Genomic DNA, 25384 nt, shown 5'->3' with positions numbered 1-25384 from the left:
CTTCATAAAAGTGGTTACGTAATTATGACTAACTAATTCATTCAAATCTGATGTTGCAAAGATAAGGCATCGGCAGACAGTACGCAATCGCTCAAATTAGGTATAATGAAAAAAGCCAGTCATTATAAATAGGTAGAACCACCCGCAAATCAAGCATTGGCATAGCTATGCATTCCTCCAAGGATGTAGTTCACCCCAAAATAGGTCATCAGGACTGTCAGAAAAGCGACAATCATATAGATGTGGAAGAATAACGGCCTGCGGAAAATGCGCAGGCTGCGCGCATGGAACGCCGCTCCATAAACCATAAAGGTAATCAGCGCCCATACTTCCTTCGGGTCCCAAGCCCAATATCGCCCCCAAGAAGCATTGGCCCAAACCGCACCCAGAAAAATACCGGCTCCCAAAAAGAAAACGGCAGGATAAAGCAGCAATCGGCCGAGCAGCATCAACATCCGGGCTGAACGGCGAAGACACAATGCCAGTATGCCGTTCAGCATCATAAAGGCAAACAAAGCATAAGACATCATTATCAACGACACATGCGTACTGAGCCATGGAGAAACAAGCACGGGCATCAAGGGAGTGATTTGGGGATTCATCTGTCCCAAATAAGACACTAGCAAGGCAAAACCGGACAGCAAAAAGCCGAAAGGCACCATAAACGGGAAGCGCCGCCGAAACAGACAAGCCAGGAACAGCGCACACAATGCCATGAACTGCATCGTTTCGTATCCGTTGCCCAACGGTATTCGCCCACCGATGTACCACCTCAGGCCATACCCGAAGAGCTGAAAGAGAAACGCCGCATAAAGAGAAAACGGGAAAAAAGTATCTGCCAAACGCGAAGAGAAAGAGAGCGCTACAATCCTACCGGAAGAGTCTGACAATGCCGACGAACGACGCAGGCCGCGATACAGCAGACGGAAGAAAGCCAGCATCCCCACCGTAAGGTTGAACATGAACAGCAATTTGCTGAAAGGAATACGGTTATACAGCAATTCGGCTTGTATTTTAGTATCGGAAACAGGCTCCACACTCCCGTCTTTTGGCAAAGGACGAATCAATGTACCATTTTGGAGCATCAAAATCAGTCCCACCTTTTCATCCGCCTCTACAATGGCCTTTTCCAGAGAAGTCATTTTCTGATGATGGTCTTGCTTCCCCTTCCAGAACTTCTGCAAGCGATACTTCTCACCGTCGAACAAATCAGCCAGACATGCATAGGGTGTCTCCAAATGAAGCAGGCGACGGAGTGCCTCGTTTTTGAGATAAATCATCGGCTCATTCTGCCAAACTTCCGGACGCAGAAGCCATCCACCAATCACCTGCTCCGGCGTCATGCCTCCATAAGACGGTTTTCCCGTCAGTTTCAGTACAAAATCGCGCGCAAGGGTATTGAAAGGAACCACACGGTCATTATAAATCACCTGCTTACGGGCGAGACTATCCGCCTGCTTGCGTGCCAGTGCCGGAAGGCTTCTCTTCTGCGCATGTACCCCACTTCCCAGACACAGCAACAATAGAACAAACATTCCTCCCTTCTTCAACAACGGATGCCTCAGCAGCCTGCGGAACTCTCCACCCCGGCTGACCAGCATCCAGAGCATGGAGACACCTAACAAGAGGTATCCACTATAGGTAACCCCTATCCCCCACGGGTCATAATTCACTGTCAGCCAGCTCCCCTGCATATCCTCATCAAAGGAAGACTGATAAAAGCGGAACCCCTGCCGTGAAAGAATACGGTTCATGGAGACGGGCGTCTCACCGTGAATATAGCTGATATAATCTGCAGGAGCATCCGTACCCGGATAGTACTCAATCCGGAAACTGTCCAGACGTAAGGTGAACGGTAACTCTACAACCTGCCTGCCGTCTTGTTCCAAAAAGCAGTTCACCTCACTGCCGACAGTAAGATGCACATATCCTTTTCGGCCACAAAGAAACGTAGTCATGGCTCCCGCCAAAATCACGAGGAAGGAGCCATGCAACAACAACGTCGGGAGACGCCGCCACAACCGCTGTCTTACAAGCACAACAACAGTCATCGCAGCAAGGGCTCCCCACAAACAACAGAACCAAATCGTATGATAAACATGCTTTTCTACAAAATCCGTACTGTATGTCTGCTCTACAAACGTAGTTGCAGCAAGTAAGAGCAGCAAACAACCATAAACAGCTATGAGAAACTTTTTCAATTAAGAGCTATCAATTAAAAGTAAAAAAATCAATATGGAGCAAACTCCTTGTTTTCTAAAGACTTGACTCCCATACATTCCATCTCTATCAGCCAACCCGGACGACATACGGGAGCATATACAAACACTCTCGGAGTATCCGGAAAACGCTCGTCATACATTCCTTTGACCACGGTATAGTCTGCAACATCCCGCAGATAAACAATCATCTGTCCTAAATCATCAAACGTACAGCCAGCCTCTTTCAACAAAGCCTCCACATTCTCCCACATACGTTCCGTCTGCTTGCGAATGTCTCCGGGACATACCACCTCACCTTTATTATTGATGCTCGCAGTACCCGAAATAAACACCTGGCGACGGTCGCCATAATCCACATACGTACCTCGCTCGAAACTCACACCGTATTCGTATGTGGGATTCAGATGTGTCGGTGCGTAAAGGTAGTGAATTTGTTCAGATTTCAAACCATCTACAGCATAAGTATCCATCTGAACCGTCACTTTTGGGTCGGCATGACGGCCACCGATACCGGTACTGGAAATATAATGAGTCTTCTCCGTCAAGTCCTGGGTAACAAACACCTCATTACGCGCCTTCACCACTCCGGCATAATTCACATCCACGTTCTGTACAAAGAACCAGGTACGTATGCAATTATCAGCCAGCTTACAGCCCTGTTCCATCAGCTGCATCACATAGTCATTCAACAGCAGACGGGTCTGGTATTCCGAATTGGCAGCACGATTGAAAGAGCCGCCTCCCCAAAGGTGACGGTAGGCGCCATGTCTCACTTCGAACAATCCGTTATGAAGCACCTGTGTTTCCACACCTTTCTGCAGATAGACCCACAGTGCAATCTTTGTACCGTTCAACGGCGGCTGCTCTACCACGGAGAGTGCACAATCCGAACATTCTGCCGAAAGCGCCAGTAGCATATCTGCTTGATTGGCGGCGTCACTTAGAAAGTAGCGTTTAAAGATGGCAACAGCACCTTGTAGTTCACTTTCACGCAGTTGGCAGTAAGTGTCGACCACCGCATTCAGCTGTTCTTCATAAGTCGCTTCCGGTCTGGTGGCATGAATCATTACATGATATTCCGAAACACCCGCTTCTACCTCATATTTAAAGATTTCGGTTAAGGTATTCTCCAATTGATTAGTTTGTTGTTGTTTATTTTTCATATTAAATATCAATTAGTCGTTGTTGTTCAAAAAAGTACCGGTATTACCAGTAAGGCCCATCATTATTACGGCTGTGCACCATCGTCAATCCAGTTGCCAATCAAAGACTGCATATCAGATGAGGTTATCATCTGAGAATGGTCTATACGCCAATCCGAGCTGATGTCCGTACCCAATATGAGATGCAAGACACTTTCTGACGCATTACCGGGCATAACCCTCATTTTACCGTCCACCGTCGTTGAAGCCCGGTTGACCAGATCAGCATGGCTATGTCCTTCCAGCAGATTCAAGCCACCACCCGGAGTGGTGCTAAGACCATGGCAAGCCGTACAAGTGGCATTGAATATTTTTTGTTGAATGGCATTGTACATACTTGCATCAACTGTTCCTGCATCCATAAGTATAGTATCAGCGATTTCAGTACATTCCATTGCCACCAAACTGACAATGCGCTTCCTCAACTTATTGATTACACATAGCTCGACAGTTGTCACCTCATCCGTTATGCCGGACATTGTCAACTGGATTTCATCATTATCCGATTCGGATGCCGGAACAACCTTTGAAACAATGGCATAATCGCTTTCATCATCAAATCCTGCCACTACCACACTATAGTCGCCCGACCACTTATCCACACCACTAATCCGGCCTGTCATCTTCACTGTGCGTCCTTCACCCGTGGCCACAACGGCATTCTCATAAATTCTCCCCTCATCGCATGCATGCAGACCTATAAGAAGCACGGGCAGAAAAAAGAAAAGAATGTATTTTTTCATAGACGAATCCTTTCCTGACTTCATTTAGAATGTATATTGAAGCATCACCGTGGCAGAGTGAGTGGCCAGACCTAAATTATCATTATCACGGTCGAGCTGCGTGTCGTGTCCCCAACGGGCTACATACTGATACATTGCCTGCAATTTCAAGTTGCATCCTCTGAAAAAGTAGTTCATACCTACAGCAGGCATATTCAGGAAACCGTCGTCATCCGTACCGTTACGATTGAAGATATCGTAGCGTGCGGCAAGCTGTAGGCGGGGAGCGACAAAGTAACCACCTTGCACATAACCGCCTAAAAAGCTATACGATTCATTTATCTTTTGCCGTTTGGTGAAACCTACATTCATATAATAAGCTTCAGCCGCCAGATAGAGCTTGTTCTTCAACATAGCAAATTCCAACCCCACACGGGTATCATTGGTACTCTCATTTTCACTCTCCACATTGATAGAACCCGAAAGACCGAATAATATCTTATCCTCGTTCAAACGGTTAGGATTACCTTGTGTGGAAGGCATCACCCCCTTGGGCATATAAGTCAGACGTCCGGCATACAGCAATGAAGGGATATGCCAGTCATCACTCATCGTCTTTGAAGCTGTATTCACGGAAGCTCCGGTTCCATTGAACAAGCCGACTTCATAACCGAACTTATCTGCCACCAGACCGTGAACTTCAACACCCAGGTCAAATCCCGTACCGATATTAGGCGTCACGGCATTCAACGAATAAGGCAAAATTACAGAAGACGTCAGAGAAACCGGCAACTGGGGAAGCAGTGTTTCGCCAAGAGTTGTCAGATAGGCATGCGAGAATGGAGTCTTGAACTTTCCGACACGAATCGCAAATTGTTTTTTCAGCTGTACATCGAACCACGCCTGCTGTAACAGCGCTCCTCCACTTGCAGCAGCATTGATGGACAGATTGAAAGCCACTTTTCCAAAAGCCTTGCCAGTAAAGCCAAGTACGGCATAAGGAATGGAAAAACCCGAATTGGCAATATTATCTTGGTTATAAGCCTTATCCAAGCCTTCATCATCATACCAATTGAAATTAGCACTCGTTTGTACCAACAGATAAGGCTTGAAAACAAAGTCACCTTTCTTTGTTTCAATGGTAAAACCTTCTCTTCCGGCCAATGACACTACACCATTCTCCGTATCTTCCTCATGTTGCGCCATAGCGGTCAAAGGCAAAACAGCCAGCATGGCGACATATAAAAATTTCTTCATAATTACTTTTTATATAAAGCTTATTAGTTCTAAAGTGAATTTAAAAATGCAATCAGGGCATCACGGTCATCCTTGCTCATGTTCTTAAAGAGATTTTTCGATGCTTCTCCCTCTCCCCCATGCCACATTATGGCTTCAACAAGATTGCGGGCACGGCCATCGTGCAAGAAGTAGGTATGTCCGTTTACCTTTTCCTGAAGCCCGATACCCCAAAGCGGAGTAGTGCGCCATTCATTGCCACGCGCCAACCCACTTACATAGTTATCATTCAGACCGACTCCCATAATTTCGGAGCCCATATCATGCAGCAAAAAATCCGAATAGGGGTGAATTGTCTGACTTCCCAACCATGGCAAACGGGTACCGTTCAACAGCACGGAGCCCCGAGGCTTGGTATGCAACGTGGTGACATGGCAAAGATGGCACTTGGCTTTATAGAAATTCTGTTCTCCCCTTATCACCTGCGGGTCATTCACATTACGCCGTGCAGGAACACCAAGACTCTGCATATACAAGTCAACATCTTCCATATCTTCTGTAGAAACATCCAACTGGGCATAAGAAAGCCCCATCATGCTGCCTTGATTCACCTGGGCCTGCCCCTCGCATATCTCTTCCGGATAGCGGCTATTGGTAACACCCATATCACTTGAAAAACCAAGTTCAACAGTCAAATCCGCATGTTGAGCCTTATTTCCCGACAGCCCCAAGCTTCTCACACCACGTTCGGTAATGTAATTGCAACGGCCACTTATACCATACTCCGGATAATTACTTTTTGCAGCAAGCGCTTCAATCTCCGTAGGTTCCAAAGCCATCATTTGCCCCATACCGACATGTCTCAACGGGATACGCACCGTACAGAACATATCTTCAGGCTTTATACTGTCAGCATACCATTCGGATATGGAATAAGCCGGTCTGCAAAGTTCATACTTCTCTCCGTCGGGAAAGGTAAAAGTCTCATAAGTATACTCCACAGAAAGCTTTCCCTCCGGTTTCACTCCATAAATGGCCTGGTCATGGAGAACACGGCCATAATCCTGAAAAAACGCACCATTCTTGCGGCTTATATAAACCAGCATCGAGGAAAACCCGTAACTACCCGATCCGCCTTCACTCCACAGCGTCGGTTTGGTACGGCCGGCATTACGATGACAACTGCCACAAGAATACCCCGCATAGACTGGGCCAAGCCCCCCTCCCATGCCATTGCTACTCGTACGCACATCATCGTAAAGTCCGTCACCATCATTAAAGCGACTGTTGTAAACACCCGACACCCAATCTGCCGGTGAATCATAGGCCTTGGATGAATTCATGAAGATTGTGGACGTTCCGGCAGACAGAGCGTATCCTTCAGGAATCTCTATATCCAACACGTCAATCCCATCATCATCACAAGCAGTCAAACCTGCCGACAAACAAAGGAGAAGACATGAATATCTCATTAAATGATTCATCATCTTTATCTACTTTTTAATAATGGCATATCCAAACATGCCAAAGAAGTAAAGGCAGGATTCTCCAAATCCCCCCCTTTACTTCTTGAGTATTGTTTATAAATAATTCTTATTTAACTGTACGAGGCTTGCCATCCTTGAAAAGCAGGAATTCTAAAGTATGGAATCCGCGTACATTTTGGGCAGATTCAACTTTTGCATCATCATCACCCTCGCTCCATTCCAAATCGCCCCATTTCTGGGAATTCAGAATCTGGACAATGGCGTTCTGGTCCAAAGGCCAACTATCCATATTCGGGTCAAGCCCCAGCTCATCCACCGGCCCAAATAGGAACGCCTCACTTTCCTCCCAAGGTTCACGGGCTGTTATCCAAGCATTGCATGCCGTCTCAAAAGCACTGTTAGAGGGATTGTTGGCAAGAGCCACCACAGCGTCATACAGCGTACTATTCTTCTCCTTCAAATCCTTATAGGTAGGCAAAACCACAACATTGACATAATTTTCAACAATCGGGTCAAGTGCTTCATTGCTGTTAATGGTGCTATTGTCCCTGATATAAGGTTTCAACTCCTTATCCAATACACTTTCCAGTTCTTCACAAGCCTTGATAGCCGCTACCGTTTCCTGACTGTTGATATTATTACGGAAAGGTTGGGGAATAGCCTGAATAGCCGATGCTGCCGTAGTGATAGCTGCCGACACTTTCGTATCCAACTCCGCATTGGCTCCAGCCACCAATTTTGAAATTGACTTGTCGCTCACCTTACCGTCCAAAGAGCCGTAATAGGCATTGCGGATTGAGTAAATATTATTGGTATAATCATCACGGGAATGCCAGCTATACCATGACTCAACAGCATAGAGGGCCTCTGTAACATTGTTTGCCATATATTTATTATATGGATCACCAATCTTCGTCTCACCTACCTCATTGGAGATTTCAACACAACCGTCGATAACCTGCTCTATACAGTTCCAGGCACTTGAAAAGTTATAGGCACCATTATGAGCTTTGAAGGAAGTTGCAAAACTTGCCCCACCCTTATAACTCGTATTCCAAGAATCATAAAGATTGGTGGCATCTGTCTTCAACAAAGCCGCCACATTTCTCATGTAGTTGTGCCAACTTGCTGCATTCCCCGAATTATACTCAATGTCAGCAGGATTAACTGTACTGTTGTCATCATCATCGCTACAAGCAGTAGCCGTAAATGCCAGCCCTAATACCAAAGCTGTCGCATAAAAGAAATTTTTCTTCATTTGTATAAAATTAATTGATTACTATTCATCTACTTCTTGACAAACCAACCGATATAGGCAATACCGATCGAAAACTCATTTTCACTATTATACTTACCAGTTCCAAAAACCTTGTTTGTTCCGATTTGGCGGGTGGTGTAATCAGCCTTTACCACCAGATTAGGCAAGGCATACCAATTCAATCCAGCAGTCCACATGCTTACTTGACAACGTTTCTCCATTATCTGGCTGGCCTCTCCCTTTTCTTGCGGATTATAATATTCATAACGTGCAAAGGGGTAGATAACCGGAACTTTCCTGTTTCCTTTGAAGAAAGCGCTGATATTCAAACCGGCCTCGGCTGCATAACTGACTACATTCTTTGCAATGGGGGTTATACGGCTGTAAGGAGATTTATTCGACAATTTGGTATTTGCCTCACTAAGCTTCGCTGAATTACCCAAATTTCCGTATACCATATTGGCACGGGCAACCACATATTTATTACGGTATTGGGCATCTGCCGTATAGATTCTTACCGGAATCTTACCGGTAGACGAATAAGTATCCGCTTTGTCAGAATTGGAACCGGCATCAGCGCAGTAATAGAACGAAGCACCTATACGCAACCCCGGAACCCCCTTATAGTCCAAACGAGCCACATAGCCCGGTGAAGTAAAATTGTCTTCTTCAAAGATGCCTTGTTTGCCACTTGCTATCCAGGTGTTACGGTCAAAACCATTGGCATTCAGACCGGCCACTATCATGGCCTGATAATCAAAGCTGGCATATCCTTTTCCAAAAGAACCAAAAAACTCGAGTCCGTTTTCATGCCACGTAGAAGGAAGGATGGTTGTCTCTCCTTCTGGCCGATAAGTTCCAAAGAAATTGATTGGTTCATGATGGGCGTTGGTCAATCCTACCGGGACAATGATGTGACCGGCACGTATGTTGAATTGTGGAACAATTAAACGGGTAATGTGGAATTGCTCGATAGCCACTTCGCCACCCTTTTCCACCTCCGTTTCATACTCACCGTTTTCCGTATTCTCAAGTTCATAAGCAGTACCCGTACCACCGGATTCAAACTCGATTTCAGCACCGAGTATCCATTTGGAATTGAACTTGTAATCCAGAGCCAACACGAAACGGGGTATAGAAATTGTATTCCTATGTTTGTCTGGATTGCCTTCAGGCGCACCATAGAAACGGTTAATACCATAATCCTTAAAACTTGCAACCATTTCTCCGTATCCACCGAAACGGAATTTCTTGTAGTTGTCGCCATCATTCGCTACTTTTTCCTTTTTCTCTTTGTCTGTTGAAATTTCCGTACTCTCTGCTGCAGAAGTAACTTTTTCAGGTTCAGCAGCCTGCAAAGCATTGGCAGAAAGCAGAAAACATAAAACGAATAAGCCTGTTAATTTTCTCATCTTTTATCTTAAATTTTATTGGGGCAAAGGTAGAGGTAGTTAAAAAGGAGAACAATACCTAAAAATTACGAAAAGAAGAGAAAGAGTAACCATTAGTAGGTAATGGCAGATTTATAACAACAAATAAAGATGAGAAAGGAGGGTAAGTGGTAAAAAGGACTATTAAACAGACTGTAAGGCTACTTATATTTAAACGCCAGTATATAGTACCCTATAAATGCCACCCCCAACAAAACAAACGAGACAAGGAGCAGGAGTTTGCCGAATGCATAATACAAGCCCCAAACACTGCCCAAAAGCACTAACAACAGAATGATGTTCATCACCCGGGTAAGGCGTATGGCAAACAAATATTGAACAGCCGCATTGCGCTCGGTGACCCGAATAGGGAAATTGATGAAACGGACGGGAAGATACGCCAATCCCCCCATCAAAAGGAAACAGAAAATGGAACAGCCACCCATCACCCAGACGGCGGGCAGCAGGGCACCTTCTCTTTGGGTATACAGCCAGTAAATGTAATCCACGTAACGAGCACGATAAGCAGGGCCGTACCTTCCAGAATACGGTCAATCACAGTGGGTTAAAAACGGACATTAGGGCAATTCTTGCCGGAATAAGGACCAAGATTAATCATACTATCTGCGATTTAGAATCTGTTATTACGAATCCTCCTCTGCTTTCTCTTCAGACGGAGGAGGATTCTTGGACTTCTTCATCCGCCCACTCTTCCGCAATGCTTCAGCGATAATCCACTGAAGCTGTCCATTGGTACTACGGAACTCGTCGGCTGCCCATTTTTCAATGGCATCCATCGTTGCAGCATCCACACGGAGGACAAAGCTTTTGGTTGAAGTTTCTTTTTTAGCCACTATTTATTTACTATTTAACAATTTACGATTTACGATTGAAGTTACTTTGATATAACCAAGTACCAATCAAAGAGTATTCTGCTTGCCCCGCACGAAGGAGGCAATGTCATCCATAACATATGCTGGGACGGGCGAAGCATGGCTATACTCAAACGGAGTCGCCTTGCCGCTGCCTTCCTGCAACAAGTGATTCAATTTCGGATAAGATTTGAAATATGCATTCTTGCAGCGCAACAAACCGGAACGCCATAAACCGAAGTCTTCCATAGTCACCTGATAATCTCTCTCCCCTTGAAGAACAAATATAGGCAGCTTTAGTTTAGCGGCAACTTCCACCGGTTTGTAAGCATTGGCAAACAGCCAATATGAGCGGGGCTGCCCCAATGGCAAGGAAATCGTTTCATCAAACTCTTCCGTACCAAGCTTTTTGACATTAGCCAACTGTTGTTTCAGTTCATCAAGTTGAGCCTTTACATTGACTGAAGAATCCGTCAAAGAAGAGGTATAATAAAACTGTTCCTCAAGAGCATCTTCAAGCGGTCTTGCCAGCCCAGCAAGGATAATGATACCTGCCAAACCTTTCGAACGCCCGGCAATACGGGGAGCCAATGTACCTCCCAGGCTGTGCCCCAACACATACACACTGTCAGGAGCCAGCTCGGGCAAAGCCCTTACCTGCTCCACTATGGCAACGGCATCGTCCACGGCCTCAGTATCATAATCGAGTTCGCGACCGGCAGGAACGCAAGCCGCACCATATACCTTTGTCCGTTTTTCATAGCGGACGACAGCAATGCCGCGTTCCGCCAATCCCCAAGCAAGGTCACGGAAAGGCTTGTTGGGACCTATCGTCTCGTCACGGTCGTGAGGACCGGAACCATGTACCAAAATAACACAAGGAACCCTGCATGCATCCGGGCCGACTGCCCGCTTGGGCAAAGTCAACGTTCCGGGAAGCTTGTAACCGTCGGCTCCCAGCGTAATATCCCTTTCATCCATTTTTGTCTCATCATAGGCTACCGGTTGAGCAGTGCTAACAGCAGGAGCAGGGACCAGCCTGATTGTATTCAGTGCCCCGTCAGCATCAAAAGCCACTAGAAAGCGGAGATTATAACGTTCAAATTCCACATCGGAATAATAGATAGTAATTCCCTGGACAGAATCGGTCTTCCATTCTCCTTTTGATATGGATTTACCAAACATTTTCTCTGCTTGCCGGAAAGAATCATTAAAGAGTGCCGGAGCTAGTTTCTCCTGCAACTCCCGGTTCAATGCCGCATGGATACTGTCACCTTGCCCTGCCACAAACAATTCATAAATGTGCTGCGCGCGCGCAGTATTCGCATCTTGTGCAAAGCCCCCATATACATTGCCCAGCAAGAGCAGTATAAGAGCCCATCGTCCTATAACCCCCATCTCTTTCATCCGTATCCTTTATCAATGGTTCAACGTTCCCGTATTGACTACCGGTTGAGCAGCCTCATCCGCACAAAGCACTACCAACAGATTGCTGACCATTGCCGCTTTCTTGTCTTCGTCCAGTTCAACAATTTCTTCTTCAGAAAGTTTATGGAGCGCCATTTTTACCATAGAGACTGCCCCTTCCACAATCTTCTCGCGTGCCGTAATAATGGCAGATGCTTGCTGGCGACGCAGCATCACAGCGGCAATTTCGGGCGCATACGCCAGATAGTTGATGCGGGCTTCCACCACTTCCATACCCGCCATGGCCAGGCGTTCATTCAGTTTCTGCTCCAGCTGTTCATTGATTTCCTCACCGCCCGAACGAAGTGTCAACTCTTCCGTATCAGCCTCATTATCATCATAGGCATACTGACCGGCAACCTGACGAAGAGCGGCATCACTCTGTATCATGACGAAGTTCTCGAACGCATTCATACGGTTGGCCACCGCATTGCCAAGGCTCACCTGGTTGGCATTACCCGCTGTCGGAGCGGATGCAGCCATTGTTTGTGAATCAATCTCAAACATGGCTTTATAGGTGTCCTTCAGCTTCCACACCAATACCAGCCCTATGAGAATAGGATTACCAATCTTATCGTTCACCTTTATCGGCTCCACATCCAGGTTGCGTGCACGAAGCGAAAGCTTCTTCTTATTAAGGAATGGGTTTACCCAGAAAAAACCGGTCTCTTTGAATGTTCCCTTGTATTTGCCAAAGAACACCATAGCACGCGCCTCGTTCGGCTCCAGCTCCATATAGCCGGCAAACATAATGAACCATACCAGGCACAGACACACCGAAAGGATCAAGGTAGGCACAGAAATGAGAAATCCAAAGATTATCACCGCCGTAAGCACTACCAAATGAAGGAACAAGGCCAGAAAGCCATTCATCTTGAAACCACTGAAACCACACTCTTTTGTTTCCATATTCTATAAATTTAATTGATATCATAATGATATCACAAATATATCAATTAAATTTAGAGAAGTACAAAGAAACAAGGAAGTTAACATATCGTATTAAGGATTATTAAGAACATGTATTCCCAGTATATAAAAATTCCGCTTGAGGGTCATAACTCACCCTCAAGCGGAAAACTTTTTTTTGACTCTGTCAGTGATGTATCAAGGCTGAATGACAAAAGACCGGCGCAGCAAATCAGCAGTTTGCGAGCTACCGCCCACCATCAGTTCATAACTGCCTTCGGAAACGCACATGGTATTGCTTTGCGAATTCCACCACACTAACTCTTTATCACCCAAATCAAACTCTACATCGACCGTCTTTCCTGCCGGGATATGTACCCGCTTGAAAGCACGCAATGCCTTGCTCGGTCCTTCGAAATCATCGTTTTTCTTCAAATAGACCTGCACAACCTCTTCACCGTCACATTTGCCGGTATTGGTTACGGGGACACTCAATCTCAATTTCTCACCGGACTTTATATTATCCGAACCAAGCACCACAGCGCCATAGCTGAAAGAGGTATAGCTCAATCCATGACCGAAGGGGAAAAGCGGTTCCTGGGTCATATAACGGTAAGTCCGCCCCGTCATGTTATAATCCTCAAAATCCGGAAGCTGTGACACATTACGGTAGAAGGTCACCGGCAAGCGTCCTGCCGGATTGTAATCACCGAACAATACTTCGGCTACAGCCGTACCACCTGCCTGACCGGGATACCAAGCCTGCAGGATAGCTCCACACCTCTCGGTTTCCGGCTCCAGGCCGATGGGAGAACCCGAACAGTTCACCAACACCACCTTTTTGCCGGCACGGTGCAAGGCGGCAATCAGTTCCCGTTGGACAGCAGGCAACTCGATATCCGTACGGTCGCCTCCTCTGAATCCGGGAAGCTCAACGCCCATCTCCTCGCCTTCGAGGTTCGGAGAGACTCCTCCCACAAAGACCACGACATCAGCATCCTTTACACGCTCCACAGATTTCTTCACATCCACTTCATTCTTAAATCCAAGGTCAAAGTCCAGCTGTGCATCGCTACGGAAATATTCAAAATCCAATTCAACGTCATACGTTTTTCCTGCTTGTACCTGCAAAGTATAAGCACTCTTCTGCCCACCATGCTGATTAGAGAATCCTCTCACTTCCTCTCCATTTATCCGCAATCTCCCTGAGCCATAAGCATAGATGTCAAAAACTACCTCTCCCGACTGGTCGGGAGTGAATACGCTGTTGTAGGTAGCCGAGAAGTCGGTAAGGTTCACACCCGGAGCAAAAACCGTGGCACCGGATGTACAGAAATGGAAAGGAGTGGTCACTTGGGCAGTAGTGACTGGCTCACCGTCACGAGTCACGTTATTCCAGTAGCGTGCAGTAAATCCGGGTTTCCCGTCGGCAGTCTTGCAACGGTTGAAGACGCTCTGTATCTGAGCTCTCTCCACCCATCCGCAGCCTTGTTCATAAATAAGCCGGTCATCACTCCCCAAAGCTTTTCTAATTCCGTCCAGAATGGTAACTGTGTGCGGAGGCATACCGTTATAATTTCCCCATTGCATCACAGAATCATTGGCATTCGGACCCATCACGGCTATAGTCAGACCTCCACGCTTCAACGGCAAGGAATTATCCTTGTTCATAAGCAGTGTCATTGACTTGCGCGCCATGTCGAGCGCCAGAGAGTCGTGTCCAGCAGAAGCCACCACAGAAAAAGGAATGCCGGTCCAGGACACCTTCTCCGGCTCGTCCATTTCCCCCAAGGCAAAGCGGGCCGTCAAAAGGCGTTTGACTGCTACATCCACTGCTTTTTCATCAATCTTTCCCTGCTTCACCGCTTCTACCAGGACCTCGTAACTCGAACCGCACTCCAAGTCAGTTCCACTCAGCACCGCAGCCGCCGAAGCGGACTCCGCATCAGGATGCGTCTTATGACCATTATCTCTGTAAAAATCAGCAATAGCTCCACAGTCCGAAAGGACAATACCGTCAAATCCCCACTCATCGCGCAGAATCTGCATCAGCAAGCGGTCGCTACCGCAACAAGGATCACCCTCAAAGCGGTTGTAGGCACACATCACCTCCTTCACTTTTCCTTCTTTCACCAAAGCTTCGAAAGGAGGAAGATAAGTTTCATACAAATCACGGGGCTTGATATTTTCCGCATTAAACTCATGGCGGTTCCACTCCGGACCGGAGTGTACGGCAAAGTGCTTGGCACAAGCATGCAACTTGTCATATTTTCCATCGTTCGTGCCCTGCAAACCCTTTACAACCATCACTCCCATACGGCTGGTCAGATAAGGGTCTTCCCCATAAGTCTCTATACCCCTTCCCCAACGGGGGTCGCGGTAGATGTTCACCGTAGGCGTCCACATCGTCAATCCTTGATAGCGTTCACGACTTCCCTGAGATGCATAGTAGGCATTCTTGGCACGGGCCTCATCGGATACGGCAGTAAATACCTCGTATACAGTCTCCGGCGAGAAAGATGCCGCCATACCAATCGGTTGGGGAAACACTGTGGCCAGCCCGGCACGCGCCACTCCATGCAACGCTTCATTCCACCAGTTATAGGGCTTGATGCCCAGACGTTCCACCGGTTTGGAGCTGTCCATCATCAAGGACACCTTCTCTTCGAGCGTCAGTTCCTTCAGCAAAAGTCCGGCACGCTCTTCTGCCGGCAGAGATGCATTCTTGTAAGTAGCCTGCCCGCATCCCGACAATAGGAAGAGTGGCAATAGGTAAAGAAGTTTCTGTGTCATCATGGTTTTATATTAATCGTTGTTACAATCGCTTGTATCACAAAGATAAATATTTTCTCCCAATTGCCAACACGCAATAAACTTCTTATTATAATCTTCTCTGAATATCCTCGTTACTGTTCCGCTGCCCCTTGCTACGTATATCTCCACCGAAAGTATAGGATACACCGATACGGAAACTGGTAAAGGAGAACTGGTTATCTGCAATTATCTTCAGCCCGTTGGACATGGTTTCCAATTTGGAATGGCTGACAAACAGATTGTTGACATTCAGGCTGAGGTTGAGCTTATTGTCCAACAACCGGTAAAGCATACCTGCACTGACGCTGTAAGTGGGACTCATCAGATAGATGCCCTGATACTGACGGGAAGAATAGGAACCGGACAACGTGGCCAGAAGAGTCTTCTTTTCATTGAAGAAGAAAGTGTTGCGCAGACTGGCGTCATAAGCCCATCCTTTCTCCTCGGAAGAGGTGGTGACAGCGCTGGAGGTAGTCCGGCGATAGCTCACTCCATGCTGGGCGTAAGCTTGCAGCCATTTGGTACGGAAAGTGTACGAATTGTTAAGCCCGAAAGCATGCGTCTTCATGAAATTCTCCCAAAGGAAAGAAGTCACATTCGTTTCGGCATCCAAGTCCACAACCTGGAAGAATACATCGTCCGAATAAGAATAATAAGCGGAAACATTGAAGTTGTTCTTCAACGTATATCCCAGTTCTGCATTGTAAGTGTAGCTGGGTTTCAAGTCCTCACGTCCGCAGGCATACGTATATTTGTTCTGATAGAACGGAAAAGGATTGACCATATTCTGCGACGGACGGGAGATGCGGTTGGAGAAACTGAAGTTCAGCGCATGCCCGTCTGTAGGCGAATAAAGCAGATAGACAGTAGGGAACAAGCGCGTATAGTCGTGCTTGTCCTCCGTATCCTTCGCTTCGGAAATACCGGTAGTGCGGGTGTGCTCCATACGCAAGCCCAACTGCATGGAAAAACGTTCGGAATATTCACGGCTATAATCAGCATATAAGGCATAGATTTGCTCCTTGTAACGGAAATAATCATCCTGCACCAGCGTAGGGTCCGACGTATCGTAATTGATACCGTTGCGAGTGTTGGTAAAGGAGACCTTGGCACCTGCCGTTATCTTGTACTTTTCAAAAGGAAGGATGAAATCAAGAGCGGAGGAGACTACATCCACCTTGCGATGTTGCAGATAGTTGTAGTCGAAGTTTGTACCCGGAATCTCCGTACCGTCAAGCAGGAGGGTTTTCGAGAGAAAGCCCATATTTTCGTCCCGGTTGTCACGCAGGTAATCCACATCCCAAGTCATTTTCTTGCCTTTGTCATCCCAGACCTTATCGGTATGAAAATTCAGATTGAGGCGGTCGGAACCGGTATCCTTGTCACTGTTGGAGTACAGCAGAGAATCCAGTACGGCGGTAGAGGCATCGTAAACTTCCGTCCATGAAAGGGCGTTGCCCGGTTTGGGAGCACTGTGATTATAGATGGCCTGCATACCTGCACTCCAGTCCCGTTCCAACGATACATCCACACCTCCCTGAAGGTAGAAGCTATTCATGTAATTGGTGTAGTCGGCACGGCTGTTCCAGGTGTTCTGCGGAAAATAGCGGTAATTCTTCTCACGCGTCTCATAGTTGCCCTGCGTAGTACCCCCGTTGAGAAAGGATGACACGCGCCCCTTGCTGAGGTTCAGGCTTACCCCGCCATATCCGTAATTGTCCTTTTCACCAGCGCTGTAGGAAGCGGAAGCCGTACCACCCACGTAATCTTTGGGACGTGACTTCAAGCGAATATTGATGATGCCTGCATTTCCGGCAGCATCGTACTTGGACGGAGGCGTGGTAATCACCTCCACCTTCAGTATCTGGGAGGCGTCATAGGAACGGAGGTAATCTATCAGTTCATCTCCCGACAGCTTCGTCTCACGGTCGTTGATATAAACCTTGATGCCCCCTTTACCTATAATACCAATGCTGTTTTGTCCAACCTGCAGACCGGGCACTTCACGCAGAAGGTCGAGTGCACTGCCACCGGCAGAGGCTATGGTATTATGTGCATCGAACACTACCCTATCTACCAGACGCTTGATAACAGGACGCGCGGCCGTAACGGTCACTTCGTCCAGCAAGGCGGAAGAAGATTTCAATGTCAATTCGCCAACGTTTTTGTTTCCTCGCAGCACAACGGGAACGTAGAGGTCTTCGCTGCCGATAAGGGTAATGTGCAACAAGTATTCTCCCAGTGGCTGGTCAAAGGAAAAACAACCTTGCGTGTCGGTCAGCATACCGGTAATATAGGCACTGTCTTTTGCCTGCTTCAGCAGCACATTCGCCACCTCTACCGGTTGGCGGTTCTCGTCCTGCACACAACCGGAAAGCCGGTAAGTCTGGGCGGAAAGGAAAGTGGCCATACTTGCCAAGGCCATCCATACCATCACTTTTTTTCTAACGTTGTTCAGTAGATTTTCTTTCATTATGCGTTTGATTTCAATGTTTTACTCTTTGTATTTCGCTGAAACAAAGATAGGGGTAAAACATGCCTCAAACAGTCTATACCAAGGAATAAAAAGTCTATATCCTCGAACCACGAATCACTACATATCAACGTTTTAACCTTACAACACTCTATATTATACCTTTCCCGGTCTATATGCTCTTTATAAACTCTACGATGCCCTCTTTCTCCTCCATCCCCAGCTTCTTGCGGATATTCGTCTTTCGCTGGTAAATGGTGGGAATACTTTGTTGTGTCACCACACTAATCTCCTTCGTCGAGAAGTCCGCACAGAGCAGGCAGCAAAGCTGCTTTTCTTTGTCAATGAGCACATCGCCAAAACGGCTGTCCATCTTTGTGTAGAAGTTATCATAAATCCGGTCTATGATAGGATACAAGTCCTCCCATACCAGCAAACTCTCTACCGGCAGTTCATGGCTGGTAATACCCGAAATGCGGCGAAGCAGCTCCTGATTCTGTGAGGTAGGTTGTTTAGCCACCAGCCGTATCATGCCTAATTGCTGCAACAGTATTTTCCGAAAAAACTGCCCGTCTTCCCCTTTCGACTGGTTCCTGATCGCATCTTCCAGCAACCGGGTCAGTGTTTCCGCCCGTTCTTCCGCTTCAATCAACCGGTTACGCCGGTTACGGATATAAAGGGACACACCGCCACCTGCAAGCACCAGTACCAACAGTGCCAGCAACAAATTCAGTTGTGCCTGCTTCCGTTCCACCGTCAGAATCAAGTTGGCTTGCGAAAGCGTCTCCTTCGACTCGTCCTTACGCCGGACAGTACTCTGCAACGCAGTAAGAGCATTGGCTACAGAATCATTATAGCGCGCCACGTCCAGCACATCAAACGTACGGTGACGTGTATAATCTATCAATGCCCTATATACCGCCACCATATTCTCTTCCGTCAGAAACCGGTTCCGGCCCTCGCCACGTTTCCTCTCCTTATTCAAATAGTATTCCGCCGAATCAAGCAGCCCTTCTTTCAAGAACACTTCCACTTTCACCAGATCTCCCATACGCAACTGCACCGGGTCGACGACATACTGCTCCATACGACGAATAGTAGCTATTGCACCGGAAGGTTCATCAAAAGAGTAAGCCTGCATCTGGGCATAGTTACGCAAATAATGCACTATCTTACTGGTATCTTCTGCCTCCACTGCCAGTTCTATGCTGCGCTCCATGTAATAGGATGCAGAATCATTCTTGTTCAGCCCCATGGCAATTCCCATAGAGAAGAAGCTTCCGGCTCTTGCGTCCAAAGCTATGGCGGTACGGAAAGTTTCTATCGCTTTCTCATAATCTTTCCAGACATACACATACCAGTATGCCTTATCAATCAGCATATCAGCCATTCTTCCCGTGTCCTGCAGCGCCTTGGCCAAAGCTACGCCGCTGTCAATGGCAGCTATACACCGTTCGTGCTCTTTCAGCCAATACCAGTACCAGGCTTTCAACTGATAGGAAAACAGATTCTTCGCCGTGTCGTTGCGGAAGACGTAATAATCGGAAGCAGGCAATATCAAGGAATCTTCCGCCATCGAGTTGTGCCGCTTATAGTGCACATAAGCATTCAGCCATCCATACAACAGCCTCTCCTCATCCGAAAGTTGCGATGGCCTCTCTATCTGTACCAGCAAGGCATACACGCTGTCCACATTCATATTCACCTGCTTTTCTGCCAGATGTAACAGATGTGCCTCATTCATCTGCCGGCAGGCAACAAGGCACAGCAACGCAAACAATAGTCCAAGGAAAGGTAATCTATTCATAATATAGGAGATATAGTTTTTTCTATCATTTGTCTGCAACCGCAGTTTCCAGTTGCTTCAGCGCCTGCTCCAACACCGAACGCGGGCAGCCGATATTCAGCCGCATAAATCCCTTACCCGGTTCACCGAACATGGTGCCGTCATTCAGTGCCAGGTGTGCCTTGTCCACAAATAGTCTCACCAGTTCCTCCTGAGTCAGCCCCAATCCCCGGCAGTCCAGATAAATCAGGTAAGAAGCCTGCGGACGTATCATGCCGATGCCCGGAATATGCTCGCGCAGGTAGTTCTCCGTGAAATCGATATTGCCCTTTATATAGTCCAGCAGCTGTTCCAACCATTCCTCACCATGCATATAGGCAGCAGCCGCACCGATATAGGCCAACATGTGCCCTTCGCTGAACTCGCCCGCTTCCATGAACTCCTGAAAACGGTGGCGGATGTCCTCATTGAGGATAATGGCGTACGAACTTCCCAATCCCGGCATATTGAATGTTTTGCTGGGTGCCATGAAGGTGAGGGAATTCTGCGCGGCAGCCCCCGAAACAGTAGCAAAAGGATGGTGTTTGTAAGGTGGCAGAGTCAAGTCGGCATGAATTTCATCGGAGATGACAAACGTATGGCTTTCCGTACAAATATCAGCAATCCGGCGTAATTCGTCCACCGTCCATACACGCCCGCCCGGGTTATGGGGATTGCAGAGAATCAATACTTTGCATCCTTGTATATCCTTACGGAAACGCTCAAAGTCAATCTGATACTGTCCGTCTTTCAGGTCGAGCGGAGAGTAAACCACTTCGCGCTTCATGCGTTGCGTCACCAGGAAGAAGGGATGATAAACGGGAGTCATCACCATTACCCGGTCGCCGGGATTGGTGAAGCATTGCAATGCGAAGGCTTGACCGCGGACAATGCCGGGTACAAAAGTCAGCATCTCGCGAGTGACGTCCCAACCGTGGCGACGACTGAGCCAGCTACAAATGGAAGTATACCATTCCTCACACGCAGACGTATAGCCCAGCACTTCATGTTCAAGACGCTTCCGCAAGGCTTCCATCACAAACGGGGGCGTGCGGAAATCCATATCCGCCACCCACATGGGGAGGAGGTCATCGCGTCCCCATACACTCTTCACACCGTCCCATTTCACGGAGTCGGTACCACGGCGCTCTATTACTTCATCAAAATTGTAAGTCATATGCTTGCTTTTTTATAATTCAACGCATCAATTTGTCTTGTTTTTATACGACCCATTACCGCCACCTTATTTTTGTAAACAATAATCATATCGGGAAAAATATAAATACCGCCACATCCCACACTGCATGAGACAAGATAATAGCGGCAAAGCGGTTCGGAAAGAAACGGTAAAGCGCCCCCCATGCCACCCCCACCACCAGAGCCGCCATGACCAGCATGAAGTTGCAGGAACCGGCATGCACCAGTGCATAAATCAAAGTAGCCACCACAAAACCCGCATTCGGATTCCAGCGTTTGGAAAGCGTGCGTTGCACATAGCCGCGCCAGAAAATCTCTTCCGCCGGCCCTATCAGCAACAGCAGCAATGCTGCCAGCAGCCAAGGAGACTCTCCCTCTTTCATCCCATAAATGGAGTCCACCTGCGGACGGGCAAAATCGAACATCCAAGATGACACCTTGTCTCCCAACCAGAAAACGCCCCACAAAGCAACAGCAATGCCAAGTCCCAGCAAGACATTCGGCAAGCTCCACTTCACCTCCCGCCACCAGCCGGGATTGAACAAGGTGGCAAACACGGACAGTGTGAGCGCAGAACCGGTCATCATCCACCAGAAATTCACGAAAGGAGCCGTCCAAGGCGAAAACATGACCGTCCACAGCACGGCAGCCAGCAGAATGGTAAAAATCAGCTTCTTCATGACAGCAGACCGGCTACAACGAACGACAACGTGAACAGCAGACTGAACAACAACTGGAGTTTTGCAGTCATCTCATCCAGACCGGCTATGGCACTTTCTCCCTTTCCGGGAAAACGGGACACCACCCGTACATTGCCTATGGCAGGAACCAGTGCCGGCATCACCAGCAGGGTCCATAAAGGAAGAGTTCCCGCAGCTATCAAGCCGGCTATCCAGCCAAAAGGAAAAAGGACTTCGGCACAATAAACGTACATCGACGCCTTTCCTCCCAGCTTCATGGCCAGTGTCTGAATCTCTGCACGGGCATCGGTACGCATATCCCGTGTATTATTGGCATGCAGAATGGCCACCGTAATCAGTCCCACCGGCAGAGCTATCCACAAGACATTCCAGTCAACTACTCCCGTAGCCACATAGCAGGTGCCCAACGTCGGCAGCAAGGCATACGCCAAAAAGATGACGACATCGCCCAACGCACGATACTTGAGCGGTGGATAAAGCAACGAGCAAGCTGCACCGCCTATACCGATGTACAGCAACGGCAACCCCGTACGCCACAGCAGGCCGACACCCGCAACAAGGGCAACTGCCAGCAATGCCATCGACAAGCGGTATATCTCGCGCGGGGTAAACATCCCATCAGTCAGTGTCTTGGCGCCAAAGGTATCCCTTGCATCGACCTTATGCTTATAGTCAAAATAATCACTCCAGGTATTCCCGGCAGCGTGAAACACAATGATGTTCAGCAATGCCCAGATGCCGTTCACCCAGTTTATGTCCTGCTGCATCCAATACAGATATGCCAACGTCACCACCACCGGCATCGAAGAGGCGGGGAATGACCACGGACGCACCGCTATCATCCAATCTTTCAAAGAATGTTTCTTCATTTGTTATTTATCATTTATTTGTGCGCAAAAGTACGAAATATCTTCGCTTTTTTAAGTAATTTCGCGCACAAGATAAAAGAACCCCTTATGATAAAAGCTCTGTTTTTTGACATCGACGGAACCTTGGTCAGCTTCAAGACCCACGAAATTCCTGTTTCCACTATTGAAGCGTTGACTGCCGCCAAGGCCAAAGGCATACATATCTTCATTTCTACCGGACGTCCGCGCGTCATCATCAACAACTTGTCCGCCTTGCAGGAACGGAATCTGATAGACGGCTACATCACGATGAACGGCGCCTATTGCTTTGTAGAAGACACCGTTATCTACAAAAGCCCCATACCGACAGCGGAAGTGGATGCCTTGACAGCTTTCTGCCACGAACGCAACATCCCATGCATCCTGGTGGGAGAGCACGACATCTGCGTGAACCAGCCCGGCGAAGTAGTGGAGGAAATCTTCCATCGCCAACTGAAAGTGGACCCCATCGAAGCAAAGCCCTATACCGACAGCCATGCCGACAAAGCCTTCTTCCAGCTGACTCCCTTTATCAACGCCGAGGAAGAAGCAATCATCCTGCCCGCCGTCCCCCACTGCGAGATGGGCCGCTGGCATCCCGCCTTCGTAGACGTGACAGCCAAAGGAAACACCAAGCAGAACGGTATCGACCAGATTATCCGCCACTTCGGCATCAAGCTGGAAGAAACCATGGCCTTCGGCGACGGAGGAAATGACATCAGCATGTTGCGCCATGCCGGTATCGGTGTAGCCATGGGCAATGCCAATGATGACGTGAAAGCTGCCAGTAACTACACAACCACTTCTGTTGATGAAGACGGTATCGCCAACGCCCTGAAATATTTCGGCATAGTCGGGAATCCATCATAAATCTGAAATCTTTTGAGCTTCGTTCCCGATACCCAAAACAAAGAGTTTCAAGACGCCTTGAACCTCATCCAGTATACCCGTCAGTCCGTATTCCTGACGGGCAAAGCAGGTACGGGCAAATCGACCTTCCTGAAGTACATCTGCGCGAATACAAAGAAAAAGCACGTGGTGCTTGCACCGACCGGCATAGCCGCCATCAATGCCGGAGGCAGTACCCTGCACAGCTTCTTCAAACTGCCTTTCTACCCCCTGCTGCCCGACGACCCGAACTTCAGTCTGCAACGGGGACGCATCCACGAATTTTTCAAATACACCAAACCCCACCGCAAACTACTAGAAGAACTGGAACTGGTCATCATCGACGAGATTTCCATGGTACGCGCCGACATCATCGACGCCGTAGACCGCATCCTGCGCGTCTATTCCCGCAACCTGCGCGAACCCTTCGGCGGCAAACAGATACTATTGGTGGGCGATGTGTTCCAGTTGGAACCCGTCGTCAAAGGAGATGAACGGGAGATACTGAACCGATTCTACCCTACCCCTTATTTCTTCTCTGCCAGGGTATTCGGCCAGATAGACCTTGTCTCCATCGAACTGCAGAAAGTATACCGTCAAACAGACAGCAAGTTCATCCATGTGCTGGACCACATCCGCAACAATACCGTCGGCTCTACCGAACTTCAGCTGCTCAACACCCGCTATGGCACCCAAATAGAGCAATCGGAAGCCGACATGTACATCACCCTCGCCACCCGCCGTGATAATGTGGACTACATCAACGACAAGAAACTGGCGGAACTTCCCGGTGACCCGGTCACCTTCTACGGCGAAATCATGGGAGACTTTCCCGAAAGCAGCCTCCCCACCTCGCAGGAACTGGTACTGAAACCGGGCGCACAAATCATCTTCATCAAGAATGACTTCGACCGCCGCTGGGTGAACGGCACCATCGGCGTCATCAGCGGTTTCGACCCTATTGAAGAGACCCTCTACGTCATCACCGACGACGGCAAGGAATGTGACGTCAAACGAGAGTCGTGGCGAAACATCCGCTACAAATACAACGAAGAAAAGAAACAGATTGAAGAGGAAGAGCTGGGTACCTTTACACAATATCCCGTGCGCCTGGCATGGGCCATCACCGTCCACAAGAGCCAAGGGCTGACCTTCAGCCGGGTAGTCATCGACTTTACCGGCGGCGTGTTTGCCGGTGGGCAGGCATACGTAGCCCTCAGCCGCTGCACCTCGCTGGAAGGCATCCAGCTGAAAAAGCCCATCAGCCGTGCCGATGTATTCGTGCGTCCGGAGATTGTCAGTTTCTCCGAACGCTTCAACAACCGCACCGCCATCGACCGTGCCTTGAAGCAAGCACAGGCAGACGTTCAATACGTTGCCGCCGCCAAAGCCTTCGACAAAGGGGATTTCGGCACTTTCCTGGATGAGTTTTTCAAAGCCATCCATTCCCGCTACGACATCGAGAAGCCCAACGTGCAGCGCCTCATCCGCCGGAAGCTGAACATCATCAACCGTCTGAAAGAGGAAAACCGTGCACTGAAACAAGCAGCATTGGAGAAAGAGAAAGCCCTTGTAAAGTATGCCCGCGAATACATCCTTATGGGTGACGAATGCCTGAAGCATGACATGAAGGAGGCAGCCATGAAAAACTATGAGAAAGCCGTCACCCTCTGTCCCAAATTCAAAGAGGCCTGGAAGAAGATAAAGAAACTGGAGAAAGAGATGCTAAAAAGGTGAATCGCTTGTTTATAAGCCGATTATTATCTATTTTTGCATGTAATATAAAACTCAAAT

At 48.0% G+C, this 25384-nt stretch carries 19 protein-coding genes; 2 read left to right on the top strand and 17 right to left on the bottom strand.

The features are described from left to right. Positions 1 to 149 precede the first annotated feature (149 nt). The 17 genes from ccsA to ITJ87_RS07195 form a co-directional block, all read right to left on the bottom strand. Entirely contained in the window at positions 150 to 2201 is a 2052-nt protein-coding gene (gene ccsA / locus ITJ87_RS07275) for a cytochrome c biogenesis protein CcsA (protein ID WP_117964800.1), read from the bottom strand. 29 nt (positions 2202 to 2230) lie between these two features. Next, positions 2231 to 3385 (bottom strand): Rid family hydrolase, encoded by a 1155-nt coding sequence (locus tag ITJ87_RS07270; protein WP_005835334.1) that lies wholly within the window; start codon positions 3383 to 3385, stop codon positions 2231 to 2233. A gap of 65 nt (positions 3386 to 3450) precedes the next feature. Continuing rightward, positions 3451 to 4167, bottom strand: coding sequence for a hypothetical protein (locus ITJ87_RS07265; RefSeq protein ID WP_008665536.1), 717 nt, complete (start codon positions 4165 to 4167; stop codon positions 3451 to 3453). Between the two features lie 24 nt (positions 4168 to 4191). Then, complete coding sequence (locus ITJ87_RS07260; RefSeq protein ID WP_087332953.1) at positions 4192 to 5403, bottom strand: porin; 1212 nt, start codon at positions 5401 to 5403, stop codon at positions 4192 to 4194. Positions 5404 to 5432: 29 nt separating this feature from the next. Then, positions 5433 to 6866, bottom strand: a complete 1434-nt coding sequence (locus ITJ87_RS07255) for a di-heme oxidoredictase family protein (protein ID WP_034523352.1) — start codon at positions 6864 to 6866, stop codon at positions 5433 to 5435. Positions 6867 to 6975: 109 nt separating this feature from the next. After that, complete coding sequence (locus tag ITJ87_RS07250) at positions 6976 to 8127, bottom strand: imelysin family protein (protein ID WP_117680609.1); 1152 nt, start codon at positions 8125 to 8127, stop codon at positions 6976 to 6978. A gap of 29 nt (positions 8128 to 8156) precedes the next feature. Then, a complete protein-coding gene (locus ITJ87_RS07245) occupies positions 8157 to 9539 on the bottom strand; it encodes a hypothetical protein (protein ID WP_005823799.1) in 1383 nt (460 codons plus the stop codon). A 179-nt stretch (positions 9540 to 9718) separates the two neighbouring features. Next, positions 9719 to 10066: a hypothetical protein gene (locus tag ITJ87_RS07240; protein WP_227186378.1), complete on the bottom strand. Its 348-nt coding sequence runs from the start codon at positions 10064 to 10066 to the stop codon at positions 9719 to 9721. 135 nt (positions 10067 to 10201) lie between these two features. After that, positions 10202 to 10411 carry a hypothetical protein gene (locus ITJ87_RS07235; protein ID WP_005835322.1) on the bottom strand — a complete coding sequence of 70 codons (210 nt, stop codon included), beginning with the start codon at positions 10409 to 10411 and terminating at the stop codon, positions 10202 to 10204. A 66-nt stretch (positions 10412 to 10477) separates the two neighbouring features. Next, the gene (locus ITJ87_RS07230) at positions 10478 to 11836 is read right to left on the bottom strand and encodes an alpha/beta fold hydrolase (RefSeq protein WP_117964802.1); all 1359 of its coding nucleotides are present in this window, start codon (positions 11834 to 11836) and stop codon (positions 10478 to 10480) included. Between the two features lie 12 nt (positions 11837 to 11848). Then, on the bottom strand, positions 11849 to 12805 hold the full coding sequence (locus ITJ87_RS07225) for an SPFH domain-containing protein (protein WP_016272575.1): 957 nt from the start codon (positions 12803 to 12805) through the stop codon (positions 11849 to 11851). A gap of 198 nt (positions 12806 to 13003) precedes the next feature. After that, positions 13004 to 15598, bottom strand: coding sequence for a xylan 1,4-beta-xylosidase (gene xyl3A, locus ITJ87_RS07220; protein WP_117964936.1), 2595 nt, complete (start codon positions 15596 to 15598; stop codon positions 13004 to 13006). Between the two features lie 88 nt (positions 15599 to 15686). Next, entirely contained in the window at positions 15687 to 18092 is a 2406-nt protein-coding gene (locus ITJ87_RS07215; protein WP_117964804.1) for a TonB-dependent receptor domain-containing protein, read from the bottom strand. Positions 18093 to 18264: 172 nt separating this feature from the next. Further along, the gene (locus tag ITJ87_RS07210) at positions 18265 to 19899 is read right to left on the bottom strand and encodes a hypothetical protein (protein WP_117964806.1); all 1635 of its coding nucleotides are present in this window, start codon (positions 19897 to 19899) and stop codon (positions 18265 to 18267) included. A gap of 25 nt (positions 19900 to 19924) precedes the next feature. Beyond that, positions 19925 to 21094 carry a MalY/PatB family protein gene (locus ITJ87_RS07205; RefSeq protein WP_005835307.1) on the bottom strand — a complete coding sequence of 390 codons (1170 nt, stop codon included), beginning with the start codon at positions 21092 to 21094 and terminating at the stop codon, positions 19925 to 19927. An 85-nt stretch (positions 21095 to 21179) separates the two neighbouring features. Further along, on the bottom strand, positions 21180 to 21794 hold the full coding sequence (locus ITJ87_RS07200; RefSeq protein WP_117964808.1) for a CPBP family intramembrane glutamic endopeptidase: 615 nt from the start codon (positions 21792 to 21794) through the stop codon (positions 21180 to 21182). Beyond that, positions 21791 to 22684 (bottom strand): prenyltransferase, encoded by an 894-nt coding sequence (locus tag ITJ87_RS07195; RefSeq protein WP_009037119.1) that lies wholly within the window; start codon positions 22682 to 22684, stop codon positions 21791 to 21793. Before ITJ87_RS07195 ends, ITJ87_RS07200 begins: the two co-directional genes overlap by 4 nt. A gap of 87 nt (positions 22685 to 22771) precedes the next feature. On the opposite strand from ITJ87_RS07195, the gene ITJ87_RS07190 reads away from it, so the two are divergent. Together ITJ87_RS07190 and ITJ87_RS07185 are read left to right on the top strand one after the other, a co-directional pair. Beyond that, positions 22772 to 23572, top strand: a complete 801-nt coding sequence (locus tag ITJ87_RS07190; protein ID WP_016272569.1) for a Cof-type HAD-IIB family hydrolase — start codon at positions 22772 to 22774, stop codon at positions 23570 to 23572. A gap of 12 nt (positions 23573 to 23584) precedes the next feature. Further along, positions 23585 to 25327, top strand: a complete 1743-nt coding sequence (locus tag ITJ87_RS07185) for an ATP-dependent RecD-like DNA helicase (RefSeq protein WP_009037121.1) — start codon at positions 23585 to 23587, stop codon at positions 25325 to 25327. The last annotated feature ends 57 nt before the right edge of the window (positions 25328 to 25384 follow it).

The sequence above is a fragment of the Bacteroides sp. HF-162 genome (genome assembly GCF_015679285.1).
In the GTDB taxonomy this organism is placed as follows: Bacteria; Bacteroidota; Bacteroidia; order Bacteroidales; family Bacteroidaceae; genus Bacteroides; species Bacteroides uniformis.
Note: the sequence above shows the minus strand (reverse complement) of the source record. Positions and strands in the feature narration are given on the sequence as shown.